Raw genomic sequence first — 17,841 nt, forward strand, 5'->3', positions numbered from 1 at the left:
ATCTTGATTTAAATCTATTTTTCGTTTTTAAGGATTTCAATCGCAAGGGATAGTTCATCCATCAATTTGCTGGGACTTCCTGAATACCCGCCTGAGCAATAGCGCACACGACCATTTTTAACAATGATCTTGCGCGGAATGGATGAATCGCCAAATAAAGGAACCAACTGCTTGAATAACAAATCCTGCTCGTTCGTCTTAGGATTGACACTGTCATGCAATAAGTTGAAACGGAACCCTTCCCCACGAACATAGTTGACAGACTTATCTTTATAGTTTCCAGTCTGCATGGTTCCTAGCATATATATCGCAACCTCTTTATCCTGTGCATATTTGTCAACTAGAAGCTGCATTCCCGGAAATGCCATGATACATGGTCGACACCAAGTAGCCCAAAAATCCACAACAACAATTTTATCTTTCCAGTCTTCTGGTGTGATAAATAGTCCTTCAGCCGTTTCCAAACGAAAGTCGGGCATCGGATGATTGACCCAGTTATGGTCTACATAGGCTTGCATTGCGGCTTTTTCTTCATCCGATTTCAATCCCGCCAGATAAGCTTGGTACCCACTTTCATCATTGGGGTGTCCTTTTAAGTAAATTGATTTTAGTTTATCAAACATCCGCGGAGTCATCGCATTGTAACGGGCACTCATTTCCAGTAAAGGTAAAATTTGCTTTTCATCATTGAGTCCCTCCAGTACTTGTAGATTAATTTCGTTAAGATCCGCATTACTGTATTTGCCATCTTCAGAGAGCAGCAGAAAATATTTTCGCGCTTCCGCATATTTTTTAAGATCGTTTAACAAAGAAATATGCGTAAAAAGACGGTCATCCAAATTTTTCACTACATTGGAATCTGCCTGAACCTGACGATCAAAATCATCTTTGTAGGAATTATCGCCACGGCGAGCAATCATTTTGGGTAGGATTGCTTCAGACACTTGATAGAGGCTATCTTTACCGACCATTTTAAACATATAGGCACGCATAATATTCCAGCGCATCAACTCATTTCCTGTTCTAAAATCGAGATCATCGTATAACTTAGCAAACTTGTCGAGCTGTTTGGTTTCGAAGTATGCCGATCCTAGTCCGCGGTATATCGCATAATAAATAAATCCCTGAGCATTGGGACGCTGGCGCCACTGCTGAACAGGAAAACGTTGTAAAAACTTTTCATAGGAAGTGATTATTTCAGCGTTACTCGGATTGCCACTCATCGTATTACTATAAGCAATAAAACGAGCTGTCGCTCCACTTGGGTAATCCGTATTTACACGCTTCTCGATCAATTGTATCACTTCAGTGTCTTTTAGTCTTGAACTCGCAAACGAATAAAGCTGACCAAGCACTTCATCGCTCAAATCTTTTCTTTGTAATTGCTGCGTGATCAGTTTTTGGGCATATGCAGGAAAAGCATCCCCCAAAGCCAATTTTTGTAAATTCATAAATGACTGAAAATAGCGAAGGTGTTGTTTACCTGATAAGGCAAACTCCTTATCCGCTAAACTTTTCATATAGTCAGCAGGCATCGCAGCCGGCTGCGTATTATAGTAAGAAAAAATTCCCCCGCCGGCGATCTCAGGCTGCTGGAAAGCAGCTTCTCCAAGAAAGGCTCCCGGTACTGCTTTTCCTTTTGCATCACTTAAAGCTACCGCATAGCCCCGATCCTGATTGTTATCTATTACGTCGGGATGATCAAATTCGCCCTGATAAAATTTTACAGCAATAAAAGCTGTTGTCGATTTGACAGGCAGCACTACTGTCCATAGCCCTTCTGCATTTTTTTGCATGGGAAGACTAATTTGCCGCCATGAAAAATCTTCGAATAGAAAGCAGGCCGCATTTATCGCATCACTAAATTCGAGGTCCTTATCTTTGGCATTGTATAGCACTTGAACAGGTTCAGATGTGCTAGGTTTGGATGGTTTGAAAAGACTGCTGTCAAATCGAGGCTGCGCATACAACACAGCCTGGACAAACAACAACACTAAAAAAATTATCTGCTTTTTCATCTTAATTATATTACATTGGTCTTTGACCTATTTCTGGATTGAGCTGTAAATATTTATTTGCTACTGGATATACATAGCTGGCACTATTAATTTTGAGCGTGTAGTCTTGATTTATAAATTGCCTTTTAAATTCTTTCGCCAACTTAGCATCGAGATTGAACCGACGCATATCCAGCCAGCGTAAACCTGTTCCGAAAAACTCGCGACGGCGTTCATCGACTATAAGCTGGAGTGCTTGATCAGCAGAGTTCGCCACTAGAGGTGTAAAATCCTGTTGCTTGAATCGCTTTGCGCGCAGCTTGTTAACAAATTCCATTGCTGTCGCTGTATTTCCTTTTCGCGCCTCAACTTCCGCTTTGATAAGCAACATTTCAGGGACAGAAGGGCCAGCATTAGGAGCACCGGCCATTACGTTCATTTTTTTTGAGCGCAATGCGCCACTTGGCATCTGACCGGTACCAGCTTGCATATAAACCGTACGTCGAAGATCTTTCGTGTCAAATAGAGAAACAAGCTCGGGATTTAATTGTTGATCAATCATTTGTCCCACCTGCTTTAAAAAATAGGTTTCAGGATGATTGAACGGAAGAGGATATCCAGCTGCCGATGTAGCGAACTGTTGTAAATCTAAAAGTGTTGCATTGTATTGAAGGGCTGCATCTGCATGCTTAGCGGCCAAATCGAAATTACGCATATGAAGATGTACAATCGCCAACAATGCTTCTACAGCTGCTTTATTGGGATGCCTCTTCGTACTCGCGGTTGTCGGAATATCAACCAATGCTTCGTCCAAATCCTGAAGTATCTGCGCATACACCTGGCCAAGTGATGCCCGCTTTAGCGAAGCAAATAAATCAGGTTGTAAAAGCAGTGGTACCCCCATTGCGTTTCCCGCATTCTGCGGGTTATAAATATCTCCATAGAGATTAGCCAAAACGAAATAAGCATATGCTCTTTGGATTTTCGCCTCTGCCAAGAGTGCACGCTTCTCCTTCTCTAAACCATCCTGACTTTGCATCACTCCAGCAATGACTTCATTGGCCGTATAAATCTGTTTATAAGGCCTTGACCAGTTCAGATCTTCTGCGTTATCCGGCACAAGTTGAGAGGACCAAATGTAAGGCCACGCGTCACTTTCCGTTTGTTGTTGCTGGTATGCCAGGTTAGCGAAAGTGACATCATCACTAGATAATATTGGTGCACTAAAAGTAGGCGAAAATACCGTTGAATTGTTTAAGAGATAAGCATAATCTGTAGTATACTTCAATTCCCTACGATTATACTGCTCGACTTCCACATATTTACGGCAGCCCTGCATAACGGCTGTCAGCGCAAAAATCGATGCAAAAAAAATATATTTTGTTTTCATGCTGTTATTTTTTAAAAGGTGGCGTCAATGGTTAAGAAAAAATTCTTGGTAGGCGGCAAATTATTATAGGAATTTGCGCGTACATAAAGGGGATCAATTCCTAATTTATTTGCTTTCCAAAGAATACCTAAATTTCGTACGGCTGCATTTACACCGACAGATTTAAACGGTGTCCGCTTAAGCGAAGTTGATGGTATACTATATCCTAATGATATTTGTTGAAAGCGTATATGGCTAGCATCAATAACCATTACCTCGGAATCTCTAAACCTATTATAACTATTTGTATTTATATTTTTTAAGCCCGGGACATTTGTTGTTGCTTCATCACCCGGATTTCGCCAACGCGCTGTCTGCATCTTGTTTGTGTTTAGCACGCCATAGAAAGTACCCTGGTATTGTGGATAATTACCAAATGTTTCCAGACGTTTGACATTTCCCAGATCGTAGTTAATACGAAAGCCAAGATTAATCCCTTTATATGAAAATGTATTCATAAAACCACCAAAGTAAGGCGCCGTTTTACGTCCCATGTACACGAGATCTTCACGAACAAATAAATTTCGTCCTCCCTGCGTACTCTTTACGATTTCACCATTGGCTTTGGCGATTTGTGACTGTCCTGTCTCATCGAGGCCGGCCCACTTATAGCCGTATAGGTAATCCAACGGCATCCCTTCTAGTAAAGAACCACTGATGTAGTGACTAATATCTTTTGCTATTAAACGTGAATCCGTAACTTTATTGGTATTGTAAGAAAAATTAAGGATGGAACTCCATGAAAAGTCTTTCTTGCGAATGAGAAGTCCCTGAATACCCAGATCGATACCATTAGATTGCATCGTTCCACCATTAAATTGGAGTTCTGTCCATCCATATGTCGCATTATAAGGAAAACTATATAGGATATCACGCGTATGTTTTTTATAAAGATCAAATGCGATGTTTAATCTGTTATTGATCAAACCGATATCAATTCCGTAATTTTGTGTATACACTTTTTCCCATCCAACCTCGGGATTTCGTGGCTGCGATATTGACGCCGGTATTTCACCTGTTGCATAGTCAGCCCCTTCGACGTTGATGATGGTAACGTTAGATCCGCCCTGTGGCACTGTACCGCCGACACCATAGGTAATACGGAGATTCAGGGCGTTCAGCCAATCCAATTCTTGCATAAAACGCTCGGATTTGATATTCCATTTGGCCCCAGCAGACCAGATTGGTTTAGCTCGCTTCGATCTGGAAATACCAACTAACGTAAGATCGTCAAAACGTGCACTTGCAGACAAAATGTACCTATCTTTAAGAAATGATAATGCGCCATTGGAATAGTAAGACATCTTGCGTAGGTTAGCTCTACTAATGCCATCCGAACCTGTAATCGACTGCTGCCAGCCCTCGATACCCATAAAGCTACCAAGTTGATTATACGGAGCGATTGAATAGGTATCTTCGTTAAAACCATATCCCGTTTGTGATGAGCTAAAACCGGTTTCAGAACCAATCTCTGCTCCTGCGAGAAGATTTAAACTAACGAAGTCACCCCATGATTTGTTGACATTACCTTGCAAGCGAATATTGTACTGTGTGGCATTTTGGTCTCGCAATGCGATTCTCCCGCCTTGTACAAAATTTCTGGTGAACGTATTATTTTGGAAATCAACAGTAGAATAATAATTTAAAAAGTCACGCATCGAATAACTTTTTAATTCGTCAAGATTTCGACTGTTCGCAATGGTACGTTGAAGCATACCTGACAGGCTGATGTTAGCCCAGCTAGTCACTTTGGCGTTGAGATCAGCATTGATTCTTATCCGATTGTCTGCCGTGGTATATTTGTTGTATTCCAGTTCATCTACTGGGCTATAGGTCCAGTCGTATAATCCAATCTCTTTTAGATTTGCTGCTACAGACTCTGTAAAACGCAATGATCGCCGATTTCTACTCCCATCGGGGTTAACCAACAATTCGTATGGCCGTAATCCCTCAGTCGAATTGCCGATGGAGTTTGCCGCAACTTGATTAGCAATCGTATTCGTATAATTATAATTCAATCCCGTTGTCAAACTTAATCGTTGATTTAAAAAGTTTGTCGATAAAGTTGAATTCATAAAAAAGGACTGGGCCTGATTGGACCGGAATACGGGAACATCCTTTGCGTAGCTGCCCGAGAATGCATAAGTTGTCCTTCCATTTCCACCTGAAAGGGAAAGGTTATGCTGTTGGGTCACTGCATTCTGTAGCAAGTATTTGCGAATTTGGCTAGTATTGTCAATTTGACCTAAACGATCGAGCTGTTTAGCTAATTCATCATCGCTGATCAATCCTTTTTTATTTTTATACATCCATTGAACCGCTTCACTAACAGGCTCATTGGTATTAAAGGGTAGCCAATCCGAATTCCACACTTCCGGATCAGCTATCCAACCGTAACCAAACATCTCCTTTTCAAAATCGATATACTGTGCAGTGGTCATCCGATCCAAGCTATTGAGATCAGCTGGAGCAGAAATACTGAGGCTGGTATTATATGAAATGACGGGTTCGCCGATACGTCCTTTTTTTGTTTCAATGACGATAACACCATTTGCAGCCTGCGCACCCCATATGGAAGCTGCTGCCGCATCTTTAAGTACGGTAATACTTTCGATATCTGCCGGATTTAAACGACTCAATATGGAATTGCTGGCAAATTGCGTGGTATTTTTTACCAAGTCCTGATCGATCGCCGGAAAGCCATCGATAACAATAAGTGGACGCTTAGAATTACCATCTGTATTGAAACTATTTACTCCTCTAACGGTGACTGAATTCTTCACTGGGTCAACCTGTACGCCCGGAATCATGCCTGCAATGCGGTCCAAAAGATTAACGGATGGCACTTCCTTCAACTGTTTAGCGGTAATTTGGCCAAACGCCCCAGTTGCACGATCTTTTGCAATTTTTTGGTATCCTGTCGACACAACTTCAACCTCATCCAGTTGATTGTTAACCGAGCCCAGGGTGACATTGATTTGTGTATCGCTGCCGATGACCTTTCGAGTAGGCTCCATACCAACATAAGAAAAAATAATTGCCTCTGCTGGATCCTTCAGGCGAAGGGTATAGCTTCCATCACTACTTGTGGTTACACCCGATCGTACGGCATAGCCATCCGGTATGACAGTAACACCAGCAAGTGCTATCCCGTTATTGTCTTTGACCTTGCCCGTAATGACTTTCCAGAAGCGGTCGTCCCCATCATTGTCACGTTTACCCCGCGAATCTTTTATAATCGTGAAATAATTGTTCTGTACATAAAGGAATAAGAAGTTGTTTGGATAAAGAAGTTCTTTTAATACGGTCTCCACAGGAAGCCTTTTGTTTTTTGGAATATCCTCACTGTTAACAAAGGCATCCCGGATCAGCCCCTCTTCATAGGAAAATTTAGTTCCGTAGATCCGGGTAACTTCGCTAAGAGCCTGACTGAGACTCGCTCTTTTTTGCGCAAAACTACCCGTGGTACTCAGCAGGCAGACAATAGGCACAAGTAATTTAGTTTTCATAAATTTCGATTGATAAGTGCTCGTTTTTTAATTAGGTTTTATTATTATTTGTTTGTTTTTCATTTCGATGTTTACGTTCATGGTATGTTTGATAACAAAGAGGATGTCATCTACTTTTTTGATTGGTATAACACCTGTAAATCGCTTATTGAGCAATGTTGAATCTTCTAGTACAACTTGATAGCCATAGTTATCTTCCAATACATCAACAATATTTGCTAAGCTGTTATGTTCAATACTGAGTTCACCGCGCGTCCAGGATAGCACCCTATTAGCATCGTTAGTAACAACCTGATTTGCTTTTGCCGATGTATCATAGACGAACGTCTCTCCTGGTTTTAGGAGACGATCTTCACCGTTTTGTCCCTGAATACGGACACTTCCCTCAAACAGCGCGACTTCAATACGCCCACGACGGTCCTTTACATTAAACTTTGTCCCCAAAACAGTTAATGAAAGGTCGCCCACATGTACAACAAAGAAGTCGCTTTCGCGCATGCGATTTTTAACGGCAGTATGCTTTACCTCAAACATCCCTTCTCCTTCAAGCCAAACTTCGCGCGGTTTATCCGTTTTCCAACTTCGCACGTATGAAATGTGAGAATTACTATTTAGTCTGATGATAGAAGAATCCGGAAGGGAAAGGATACGTTGCTCACCGAAGGCCGTAGTTGTTTCTTTAGTCCCAAATTGGCTAACATCATATACCACCATTGTAAATACCAAGATGGCTGCTGCAGAGGCTGTCCACCGTAACAAAGTGCGTACAATCCGACTACGTTGTTTTTTACTTTCGTAAATTGGAATTTGTGCTTGAATCCTCGCCCAGCGCTGTTCACTACTTAAGGTACTTTTTGCAGTGGTCTGATTTTGGATCAATAAGACCCATGTTTTGGCAAGAGCCATTTCATCCGAAAGATGTGGATAATGAAGAATAAGTTCAGACCAAAAATCGGTTGAGGCGTCTGCCGGCATTAAAGCCGCTAATACAAAATCCTCATCCGCAAAAAAATCTGCTGACTTATAATCTTTATATTTTGATAATCGAGAGTTCATACTGTTTTATATAGGTTACACCTCTCGACAGAATTTTACCCCAATAAATTATATTTTTTTTAAAAAAAACAGAATTCCTCAACCAAATCATCATTAAACAGCGTTAACAAGGACTATGATTGTAAATACTGCCTATTATTTATTCGAGTGAAATTTGAAGATAGGTGAAAAATTTAAGGATAGCGTAGCGTGTTAAGTATGTGCAGTAATACCAATAAACCAAATGCACCAAAGTGTTTTCTCAAACTATCGAGAGCCCTATAATACAATTTGTAAGTATCTTTAGTAGAGAGTCCCATAATTTCGGCGATTTCGTCATAAGGCAATTCATCAAAAAACCGGAGATGTATAACTTCTCTTTGGCGTGTTGTCATCTGCTGAAGTGCTTGATCAAGCTTATCTCTAATTTCCTGCGCACGCTCTTGACGTATCATACTGAGATCGTGAGGTAATTCGATGGTAAAGGGCAAATAATCGAGGGAAGATTGAGCAACATCTGCCCTTCGCAGCGATTGTTCTATTTTCTTGATCAACGTCCTTCGAAACGCTTTAAAAAGATAGTTCTTTACAGCAACATCCGCACTTAAGGTATCCCTATTGCACCATAGTTTTACAAATAGCTCTTGAATACTATCTTCGATGATTTCTTCGTCTTGCGTAAATTTAAATCCATAATTGAACAACAGGTGGTTGTAGCGTTCAAAAAGTATTTTGAACGAAGGTTCATGTCCAACTTGAAACATTTGCCAAATCTGTTGATCAGAGTTCATTTATAAATTTGAGCCGTTTTTGCTTTTCAGTTTAAGTAGATAAAATTTAATTCAAATCTAGCAATTTTTTTCGATCAATCTAATCATTGATTAGATATGCATAGGCAATACTAGGTATACAAAAATAAGAAATACATATTACATCAGTATGCAATCAGGTAAACATGCCCCTATTTATCGATTTGCAATTGGTCGGGAACTGCCTATGCTATCGCATGACCCTAGCTATACATATTTCTGTCGCTCATTAGCGTCATTTCGTCTCATATCGCTAAAGGAACTTTTTTAGACCGATAAATTTGAACCGTAATCAGATTTAAGAATGAATAGAAAAGAAACAATAGAACAGATCTCAAAACTATCCCAAGTATCAGCCCCTGAATGCGAAAGAGTCCTGGATGCACTCGAAATCGTACTCAGCCAAAAATTAGCGCGAAAAAAGGGGCTTCGACATAGCTTCGATTTACTCTATAAAATTATGGAAAAATTAAAGGATAAAATCGTCATTATATTCTTGTTCACCTTAATTTCTACGGCTGTTCATGCTCAGATTCCCCCAACACAAAAAATAGGCGGGGTCGTTACAGATCGATTGTCCGGCCAACAGCTCGCTGCCGTATCTATCCGAGTGTTGGAAAAACCAGGTTTGGTTGCAATAACCTCCGATAAGGGTGAATTCGTTTTGCCCAATCTTCCAGTCGGACGATATACCGTACAGGCTTATTGCTTAGGCTACGAGCTTACAGTGATTAAAGAGATTATGCTAACTTCTAAAAAAGAGATCGCATTAGAAATTGCAATGGATCCGACGCATTACGTATTGAAAGACGTGGTAGTGGCAGCCAATAAGGAAAGAGCTTCAAATAAAATGGCGCTGACTGGAGGACGTTTACTTCGGATTGAAGAAATGAATCGCTATGCTGGCGGAATGGATGATCCCGCCCGTCTGGTTAGTTCTTTTGCCGGGGTATCTTCAAGTCTTGGAAATAATGGCATCTCAGTACATGGGAATGCACCAAGTATGCTTCAGTGGAAACTTGAGGGAATAGAAATACCGAATCCAAATCACTTTGCAGATATAGCGACTTTGGGCGGCGGCATACTGACTTCATTGAGCACAAATGTTTTAGCCAACTCGGACTTCTATAATAGCGCCTTTCCTGCAGAATATAACAATGCCGTATCAGGGGTATTTGACCTTAAATTGCGGACAGGAAATAATCGGAAACATGAACATGCCTTCCAGGCAGGGTTATTGGGCTTCGATTTCGCTTCGGAGGGACCTTTTAGTACGAATAATGATGCTTCTTATTTGATTAATTACCGCTATTCTACAACAGGCTTAATGAGCAAACTTAGCACAGGAGAAACTAATGGGCAGTTATTGGACTATCAGGATCTAAATTTTAAATTAAACTTTCCGAGTAAGCATAAAGGAACATTTTCAATTTGGGGAAACGCATTAGCCGATAGGTTCCGTACAAAAAAAGAATCAGAATCAAGCTGGAAGTATATGGATGATCGTAAATCCTCAAAAACAGACCAGATGTCTGCAGCAGCCGGCATTACCCATCGCTATTTTTTTGAGAATGGAGGAGTTCTTCGTACCACTTTGGCCACTACCCATTCAACTAATAAGGCAACCGAAGATATCTTCAACGATAGTACCGAAATGCCCTATTTAAATTTAAGAAACCGCTATACCAATGTGATTTTAACATCTTCCTTTGATAAAAAATATGCGGAGAAGTATAGCAATAAAACCGGCTTTACGGTAACAAACATGTATTACAACACCCAGCTGGATAGTTCACCTTTTGTAGGAAAACCATTGCTGGCAATTTCCGAAGGAAAAGGGACTACCACATTGCTTTCAGCTTACAGCAGTTCATTAATTGAATTTAACCAAAAAATCTATGTAACATTAGGGCTCAATGCACAGCTATTAACCCTGAATAACCATTGGACGGTTGAACCACGAGCTGCTATAAAGTGGTCTTCAGGACCTAAAAGCTCGATTGCCATGGCTTATGGCCTACATAGCCGTATGGAGAAGATGGACGTATTCCTTGTAAAAGATAGAGGCAATGGCCAACCACTAAACAAGGATGTTGATTTCACCAAAGCGCACCATATGTCTTTATCCTATCAATATAAACTGTCGGATAACATGCATATCAAACTAGAACCGTTTTATCAATATCTCTTCCATGTGCCAGTAATTGCGGATAGCTCATATTCCATCCTTAACCGCAACCTATTCTACGTGGAAGATGCGCTGGTGAACCGGGGCAAAGGACAGCATGTCGGATTGGATATTACAATCGAGCGCTACTTACAAAAAGGTGTTTATTATATGTTGACCGCCACTCTATTTGATGCCAAATTTGCGGGTGGAGACGCCATTTGGCATAACGGCAAATTTAACAGGCGTTTTATGATTAATGGATTGACAGGCAAAGAATGGTTTATGGACAAACAGCAACGGGATCTACTAAGCGTTAACCTGAAATTGACCTTGCAAGGAGGAGAACGATATGCTCCGGTATTGGAAAAGTCTTCCCTTAACCATCCTGATAAAGAAATCCAATACGAGGAAAAAAATGCATTTGCTAAACAATTCTCCCCCATGTTTATCGCTAATTATTCGATAAGTTATAGACTTAACAGGTTGAAACGATCGCACGAGATTGCAATCAAATGGCTGAATGTTACAGGCGCAAAAGAGTATTATGGACATCAATATAATCTAAATACAGGGGCCATAGAACCCAAAAAACAGGCAACATCACTTTTTAATATACTGTATAGAATGGATTTTTAATGTAATTTTAGTACCTATATGAGCCAAAGCAAACCGTATCATTTTTTATTTGCCTCCAATTATAGACCATGGAGGCATCTAACCTTTATTTTAACCTTAGTTATTATTACTTTTAATCAAACATTTATAGTGTATCAAGACATTATGTCTTCTTTGGGAAACACTATCTTTTTAATTTGTTTTCTCTCATTTGTCACTTACCTACTAACAACATATCTGAATTATTTTTACCTCATACCAAAGTTCTTGTTAAAGGAAAACTATACCATTTATATCCTTTTGTTAGTATCTTTTGTGGTAGCGCTTATGGGCTGCACGCTTGTTTTGGAATATTCCATACGCGCAATTTTGAGTCTACCGCATCGCATAACATCCTATAGCAATCCAATTATCCTAATAGACAGTCTATCTTCCTCAGCAATGACTATAATCTGTCTATGGAGCATGTCAGTTATAAAACTCTTTCGAAAATGGAATAAAAAGAACGAAGATGTGATGATGCTGGAGCAGAACTTCCTTGAAACAGAAGTTAACAAACTGAAAGGGCAAGTTTCGCCAATCTTTATGTCGAGAGCCTTACGTAAAGCGGCCTTAATAACCGCATCAGATCCACAAAAAGCCTCACAAATATTGATGTTACTCGGTCATTTACTGCGCTACCAACTCTATGACTGCGATAGAAATAAAGTTTTCCTTAATTCCGAAATAATCTTCCTAAAAAACTTACTACAATTAAAAAAATTTATTGAAGATAGCCGTTTTGAATATGTTCTGGAGGTAAAGGGAAAAACCAACAATTTGCTGATTTCTCCTCTTTTATTAATCGTATTGATACAGTCCCTGCTGATAGCAAATGAAATTAAAAGCTTAAGTATTAACGTTGAAATTTCAGAAAAAAAAATACGCTTTATCGTAAACTATGAGAACACTTATCTATTCCCCCCGGAATACAAAATGGAAATAACCGACAAATTAAATATGCTCTATCCTGATTTATATATATTTACTATTGAATCCGGAAATATCAGTCTTCAACTAGATCTTAAGGAATGGAAATAGCCGTAGAAAATAAAGAAATTGCTTTCTTAATTGAAGATCGCTACAGCATACACAGGCATCTTTGTATGCAACTATTTATGCTGTTAATTTCAATTGGGATATTCTTCGATGCGCCTGATAAACTAAACCTATCTTTCGACAGAACTTGCGGTTGGGTAGCCTACTATTTGTTTATGAATATGCTGGTTTATGTAAACGTTTACCTGCTATTCCCCTTCTTTTTAGCCAAAGATAAGCTGATACATTATTTAATCGCTGTCGTGTTATTTTCCGTATTTGCTTTATTGATAGTGATGGTCCTGCAAAATATGTTCTACGATATCGCAGTCAGCCGAAACGATCCCAGCGCTACAGCGATATTTCTCAGTTTAGCATCCAGCTTACTGGCAATCATCCTATTTATTTTCGGCACTTCATCGCTTTTACTCTTTAAGCCTTTAATAAAGAGCAAGATGAAGCAGCAGGAGTTACAAAAAGCAACTACTGAATCGGAACTCAAATTTTTAAAGAGTCAAATCAATCCTCATTTTTTATTCAATACGATTAATAATGCCAATATACTGGTGGATGAAGATCCTAACATGGCAGCCCATATTCTAACCAAACTCGATGATTTATTGCAATACCAGTTCACTAACAACAGCAGGGATAAAGTTTTATTGTCTGACGATCTATGTCTATTGACAGACTATTTGGAATTGGAGAAAGTCAGAAGGGACCAATTTGAGTTCAATATAAAAATTTGGGGAGATAGCAATAAAGTAATTGTTGCTCCTTTGTTATTCATTCCTTTTGTAGAAAATGCTGTTAAACACAACCTGAACAGTAATGGCATATCTTATGTTAATATATCCTTTCAATTAGAAAAAGAATCCCTTATTTTTATATGTGAAAATTCAAAATCTATAAACCAAAGGCAAACAGAAAGGGGGGGTATCGGATTGAGCAATATCGTTCGTAGATTACAGTTGCTTTACGAAAATCGGCACGCTTTAGAAATAGAAGAAACAGAACAAAATTATATCGTAAAATTAACGCTACTATTATGAGATGTATCATTGTAGATGACGAGCCTATAGCGCGTAAAGGAATAAGGAAACTAGTCGATCAGATTGCATCTCTTGAACTTCTTGAAAGTTTCAACAATGCTGTTTCTGCGGGTACATTTATACAACAAAACGCTGTTGATTTAATCTTTCTGGATATCAATATGCCGGAAATTAACGGAATTGAGTTTGCACAAAATATTCCCAAAAATACGCTTGTGATTTTTACCACCGCTTATTCCGAATATGCTGTAGACAGCTATGAGGTCGACGCAATCGATTATCTTGTTAAACCTATTGATACCGTTCGTTTTCGTAAAGCTGTAGACAAGGCGATTGTTTATCATGGACTTCTTTTGGATGAAGAGAATAAAAATTTAGAGCAAATCACGGATGATTATATTTTTGTAAAATCTGACCGTAGATTTTTTAAGATCAATCTCAACGAAATTCTTTTTATTGAATCTCTTAAAGATTATGTCATTTTCCAAATGGAAGATCAACGCGTGATTACACGTATGACCATAAAGAATATACATGACTGGCTTCCAAAATCTATTTTCTTACGGATAAATCGCTCCTATATCATCAATAAACATAAAATCGACTCATTTGACCATAATGACGTGTTTATCGACAAATATGAAATTGCGATTGGCAAAACCTATCATGATACCTTTTTTCAAGAGATTCTCCCTTAATACTTTTTAATTTAAGCTGGCCAGCCTATTTTGAAAGTCAATTATTTCCCATACAGTTATGAAAAAAATATTTACTCTTCTCTTTATTATCCATCTTACTGCGCAGGCTTATGCACAACGTAAGCAATATGAAACAGCCAATATCAACTCATGGTTTGAAGAGCTCAAAACTGCCTCAGATCAGAGTTTCAAGTTATGGAATAAAAGTATATACGGACCAATTCTTCTTATTGATCCCGCCACACGCACAATCTATGCCAACGAATTGGATGGAAAAAAAGCTTTAAAACCATCAGCTAACTTATATACTGGAATTCTACCTCAGGAGGTCAATTTTTCTAACACGGCACTGGATTGGAATGACAAGAGGTGGGCAATGATTATGTTGCCACTTCCAGAAAACAGGGATGATCGTATAAATCTGCTTGCACATGAGTCATTTCATCGTATACAACCTGATTTGGGTTTCTCACTAAATAATGCGAACAATAATCACCTCGACGAAAAAGATGGCCGGATTAGCTTACGTCTTGAATTTGAAGCTTTAAAACAAGCTTTAATGTCCACACATAAAAATGACATGAAACGTCATCTCACCAATGCCCTATTTTTTAGAAAATATAGATACATGTTATTCGATGAAGCTGCTAAAAATGAGAATTTATTGGAAATTAACGAAGGAATTGCCGAATTTACAGGAATAATAGTCAGTGCCCGCAGCGATGAATCGACAAAACAATATCTTATAAATGGTATTAACCGATCTCAAAACAATCGCACCTTTGTAAGATCATTTGCCTACCAAACGACGCCAACTTATGGTTATCTGCTGTATAAAAAGGATAACGATTGGAATAAAAAAATAGATAAAGAAACTGACCTAACAGCATTATTTATTCGCAAGTTTGCAATTTCTCTCCTTCCGCCAACTGAACAAAATTTTAAGAATCTTTCCAAAGCATATAATGCAGCTGTAATTTTTGAAGAAGAAAATAAAAGGGATGCTGAAAATAAACGCTTAGTCAAAACTTACAAAAACAAGTTTGTCGAATCTTCTCATTTTGAAATTCATTTCGAAAAAATGAACTATTCTTTCGACCCTAGAACCATCATTCCGATCGAAAACTTGGGCACATACTATCCCACTACCCGAATTACAGATGCTTGGGGGATTTTAGATGTCACAAATGGGGCTTTAATTAGTCCTGATTGGAAAAAGATATCCATCACTAAACCTATATCCATTGAAAAAAATCTCATTAAGGGGGATGGATGGACACTAGAGCTCAATAGCAATTACACGATAGAAATTGATCAACAAAACAATTTTTACTTAAAGCATGTAGAAATAAAATAACAAAATGAAGTGGGAATCAGCTCCTCTACGGACATATGCAGCATACGTATCTTTAATCCGATTGCTCCAATGCGTCTCACTTCGCTATTGAAGCCAAACCTTTATTTTGAAATTTCTTGAAAAAATAGAGAACCAATAAAAACTGTGTATAGCCATATACCGCATCTTCTACAGGAATCGTCAGTATCCTGATGCCCATAAATTCCATTGGGTTGTAATTCACTATCGGCGATTCCAATCCAGTTCCCGTGAGTATACCATTCACAGGTAAAAATCCCAACATGAGCAGGGTAAAAACCAAAGAGGCTTGCGTAATCCATTGCACGCGTAAAACAAAATGGAAAATCAACAGTGTTAAAATAGTGACCACAGCGGTTACCAGGGTATAAATTCGATCTGTATAACGGAGAGCAACCACGGCGCATATAATGATGCTTACAAAAACGACGATGTTGTTAAAGGCGGAAAGGGATTGCAGTTTAAAAAATTTGTCAATGCAAAAATAAGTAAAAATACAAGAAAAAGGAATGAAGATAAAGAATAGCCACTCTTCTATTGGCAGTCCTGCTATCACCAGTCCTAAAGTATATCTTGTGTCAAACCACCAAACTCCCTCACTCGTAAACCACACATCCCAAGCGATAAAAAATATAGCAACAAGCGCAGCTGCTTTTAAGAATGGAAAAAATTCACGGTCGAATCGAAGCCGCTTGTCGAAGGATGCGACAAAACAGATTACTACCGTAAAGAATAAGATAAGCGAATAAGTATATTGCATCATATTTTTTCATTGTTAGAATACATTTTAAAGTATTTCATTGGCACATACAGAAAACCGAAACATTCCCCTTCTTCCTTGCCCAAATGTTTGTGATGCTGCTTGTGAGCACGCCGAAGAGCCAAAAAATAACGATTATTTGTTTTACTCATCCATTTGAAACGCTGATGTATAAAGATGTCGTGAACGAAAAAATAAGCCAAACCATACAGCATAATCCCAATGCCGATATAAAAAAGATAATTGTAATCTCTTAAAGAGCCAAAATACATTAGGGCGATGGTCGGAACAGCAAAAATAATGAAGAAGTAATCATTTTTCTCCAAAAATCCCTCGTTACTATGATCATGGTGATCCCTATGGAGCATCCATAAGAAGCCATGCATAATATATTTATGAATTAACCAGGTAGCGCCTTCCATGGCGATAAAAGTGAGCAGTATAATAATCAGGTTCATATTGCGATAAGCTGATGGATTTATAAATAAGCCGCCTTATAGCGCACGTAACTTTTAACTGCGACATAAGCTTTTTGAATATTAGGTATTCTAATCCTATTTTCCAAAATTTCTTCAGAAGATTTCTTTCGGATCTGTGAAAAGAGAGAGAGATAATATTTATAAGCTAAATAGACTCCAAACTTAGACGACGCAGGTAACTTCTTGATTCCCAAAAGTGCTTCTTTAAATTCGGTATGAATTTCCTCTTCGATACGACGTTTCATGATATTATCGAATTGGCCCATATCCAAATTTGGAAAATAGGTGCGTCCAAGCACCTGATAATCTTCTTTTAGATCGCGTAAAAAATTGATTTTTTGAAATGCCGAACCGAGCTTCATGGCATAAGGCTTTAGCTCTTCATAGCGCTGACGGTCGCCTTCACAAAAAACCTGTAGACACATCAGTCCCACGACTTCTGCAGAACCATAAATATATTCCTTGTAGCGTTCTGAATTGTACTCAACTTTGTTGAGATCCATCTCCATACTATGAAGAAATTGATTGATAAGGGACATATCAATATTATATTTGCGTACGGTTTCCTGAAAAGATTGCAGGATAGGGTTTAACGAAATACCTTCATCTAAAGCATTGGTGGTTTCCAAATAAAGTCGCCCCAATAACCGTTGCTTGTCATAACCATGAAAACTATCGACAATTTCATCAGCCAATCGTACATAACCATATATCGCATAAATACTTGAACGAATGCTCGGCTTTAGAGCCAAAATACCGAGCGAAAAACTTGTACTATACTTTTCAGTTGTTTTTTTGCTCACTTCATAAGCGAGTTCATCAAATAGTTTTTTCAT

The 17,841-nt window shown here is 38.8% G+C and carries 13 protein-coding genes; 5 read left to right on the top strand and 8 right to left on the bottom strand.

Going from position 1 to position 17,841, the window contains the following annotated elements:
* Positions 1-14: 14 nt before the first annotated feature.
* The 5 genes from J2X77_RS10245 to J2X77_RS10265 form a co-directional block, all read right to left on the bottom strand.
* A complete protein-coding gene (locus tag J2X77_RS10245) occupies positions 15-2,018 on the bottom strand; it encodes a TlpA disulfide reductase family protein (protein ID WP_310080627.1) in 2,004 nt (667 codons plus the stop codon).
* A 10-nt stretch (positions 2,019-2,028) separates the two neighbouring features.
* A complete protein-coding gene (locus J2X77_RS10250) occupies positions 2,029-3,387 on the bottom strand; it encodes a RagB/SusD family nutrient uptake outer membrane protein (protein WP_310080629.1) in 1,359 nt (452 codons plus the stop codon).
* An 11-nt stretch (positions 3,388-3,398) separates the two neighbouring features.
* A complete protein-coding gene (locus J2X77_RS10255) occupies positions 3,399-6,935 on the bottom strand; it encodes a SusC/RagA family TonB-linked outer membrane protein (RefSeq protein ID WP_310080631.1) in 3,537 nt (1,178 codons plus the stop codon).
* Positions 6,936-6,962: 27 nt separating this feature from the next.
* Positions 6,963-7,991, bottom strand: a complete 1,029-nt coding sequence (locus J2X77_RS10260) for a FecR domain-containing protein (protein WP_310080633.1) — start codon at positions 7,989-7,991, stop codon at positions 6,963-6,965.
* Positions 7,992-8,164: 173 nt separating this feature from the next.
* Positions 8,165-8,761 (bottom strand): RNA polymerase sigma factor, encoded by a 597-nt coding sequence (locus J2X77_RS10265; RefSeq protein WP_307185372.1) that lies wholly within the window; start codon positions 8,759-8,761, stop codon positions 8,165-8,167.
* A 322-nt stretch (positions 8,762-9,083) separates the two neighbouring features.
* Here J2X77_RS10265 and J2X77_RS10270 point away from each other — a divergent pair, with 322 nt between their 5' ends.
* The 5 genes from J2X77_RS10270 (at position 9,084) to J2X77_RS10290 (ending at position 15,748) form a co-directional block, all read left to right on the top strand.
* Entirely contained in the window at positions 9,084-11,585 is a 2,502-nt protein-coding gene (locus J2X77_RS10270) for a carboxypeptidase-like regulatory domain-containing protein (protein ID WP_310080635.1), read from the top strand.
* A gap of 495 nt (positions 11,586-12,080) precedes the next feature.
* A complete protein-coding gene (locus J2X77_RS10275; protein ID WP_310080637.1) occupies positions 12,081-12,644 on the top strand; it encodes a histidine kinase in 564 nt (187 codons plus the stop codon).
* The gene (locus J2X77_RS10280) at positions 12,635-13,693 is read left to right on the top strand and encodes a sensor histidine kinase (protein WP_209578003.1); all 1,059 of its coding nucleotides are present in this window, start codon (positions 12,635-12,637) and stop codon (positions 13,691-13,693) included. The genes J2X77_RS10275 and J2X77_RS10280 overlap by 10 nt, the downstream gene beginning before the upstream one ends.
* Complete coding sequence (locus tag J2X77_RS10285) at positions 13,690-14,391, top strand: LytTR family DNA-binding domain-containing protein (protein ID WP_209578002.1); 702 nt, start codon at positions 13,690-13,692, stop codon at positions 14,389-14,391. The genes J2X77_RS10280 and J2X77_RS10285 overlap by 4 nt, the downstream gene beginning before the upstream one ends.
* Positions 14,392-14,449: 58 nt before the next feature.
* Positions 14,450-15,748 carry a hypothetical protein gene (locus tag J2X77_RS10290; RefSeq protein ID WP_209578001.1) on the top strand — a complete coding sequence of 433 codons (1,299 nt, stop codon included), beginning with the start codon at positions 14,450-14,452 and terminating at the stop codon, positions 15,746-15,748.
* A 76-nt stretch (positions 15,749-15,824) separates the two neighbouring features.
* Here J2X77_RS10290 and J2X77_RS10295 read toward each other — a convergent pair whose 3' ends face one another.
* From J2X77_RS10295 to J2X77_RS10305, 3 genes are read right to left on the bottom strand one after another with little or no spacing between them, the layout of a single operon-like run.
* Positions 15,825-16,529, bottom strand: a complete 705-nt coding sequence (locus tag J2X77_RS10295; protein ID WP_310080640.1) for a lycopene cyclase domain-containing protein — start codon at positions 16,527-16,529, stop codon at positions 15,825-15,827.
* Positions 16,526-16,984: a sterol desaturase family protein gene (locus J2X77_RS10300; protein WP_293884823.1), complete on the bottom strand. Its 459-nt coding sequence runs from the start codon at positions 16,982-16,984 to the stop codon at positions 16,526-16,528. Before J2X77_RS10300 ends, J2X77_RS10295 begins: the two co-directional genes overlap by 4 nt.
* Positions 16,985-17,004: 20 nt before the next feature.
* Positions 17,005-17,841 carry a phytoene/squalene synthase family protein gene (locus tag J2X77_RS10305; RefSeq protein WP_209577999.1) on the bottom strand — a complete coding sequence of 279 codons (837 nt, stop codon included), beginning with the start codon at positions 17,839-17,841 and terminating at the stop codon, positions 17,005-17,007.

Source organism: Sphingobacterium sp. 2149 (genome assembly GCF_031455655.1).
GTDB lineage: Bacteria > Bacteroidota > Bacteroidia > Sphingobacteriales > Sphingobacteriaceae > Sphingobacterium.

Coding starts and splice junctions, on each gene's coding strand:
- J2X77_RS10245 (WP_310080627.1), bottom strand. CDS start 2,018: ATGAAAAAGCAGATAATTTTTTTAGTGTTGTTGTTTGTCCAGGCTGTG.
- J2X77_RS10250 (WP_310080629.1), bottom strand. CDS start 3,387: ATGAAAACAAAATATATTTTTTTTGCATCGATTTTTGCGCTGACAGCC.
- J2X77_RS10255 (WP_310080631.1), bottom strand. CDS start 6,935: ATGAAAACTAAATTACTTGTGCCTATTGTCTGCCTGCTGAGTACCACG.
- J2X77_RS10260 (WP_310080633.1), bottom strand. CDS start 7,991: ATGAACTCTCGATTATCAAAATATAAAGATTATAAGTCAGCAGATTTT.
- J2X77_RS10265 (WP_307185372.1), bottom strand. CDS start 8,761: ATGAACTCTGATCAACAGATTTGGCAAATGTTTCAAGTTGGACATGAA.
- J2X77_RS10270 (WP_310080635.1), top strand. CDS start 9,084: ATGAATAGAAAAGAAACAATAGAACAGATCTCAAAACTATCCCAAGTA.
- J2X77_RS10275 (WP_310080637.1), top strand. CDS start 12,081: ATGATGCTGGAGCAGAACTTCCTTGAAACAGAAGTTAACAAACTGAAA.
- J2X77_RS10280 (WP_209578003.1), top strand. CDS start 12,635: ATGGAAATAGCCGTAGAAAATAAAGAAATTGCTTTCTTAATTGAAGAT.
- J2X77_RS10285 (WP_209578002.1), top strand. CDS start 13,690: ATGAGATGTATCATTGTAGATGACGAGCCTATAGCGCGTAAAGGAATA.
- J2X77_RS10290 (WP_209578001.1), top strand. CDS start 14,450: ATGAAAAAAATATTTACTCTTCTCTTTATTATCCATCTTACTGCGCAG.
- J2X77_RS10295 (WP_310080640.1), bottom strand. CDS start 16,529: ATGATGCAATATACTTATTCGCTTATCTTATTCTTTACGGTAGTAATC.
- J2X77_RS10300 (WP_293884823.1), bottom strand. CDS start 16,984: ATGAACCTGATTATTATACTGCTCACTTTTATCGCCATGGAAGGCGCT.
- J2X77_RS10305 (WP_209577999.1), bottom strand. CDS start 17,841: ATGAAAAAACTATTTGATGAACTCGCTTATGAAGTGAGCAAAAAAACA.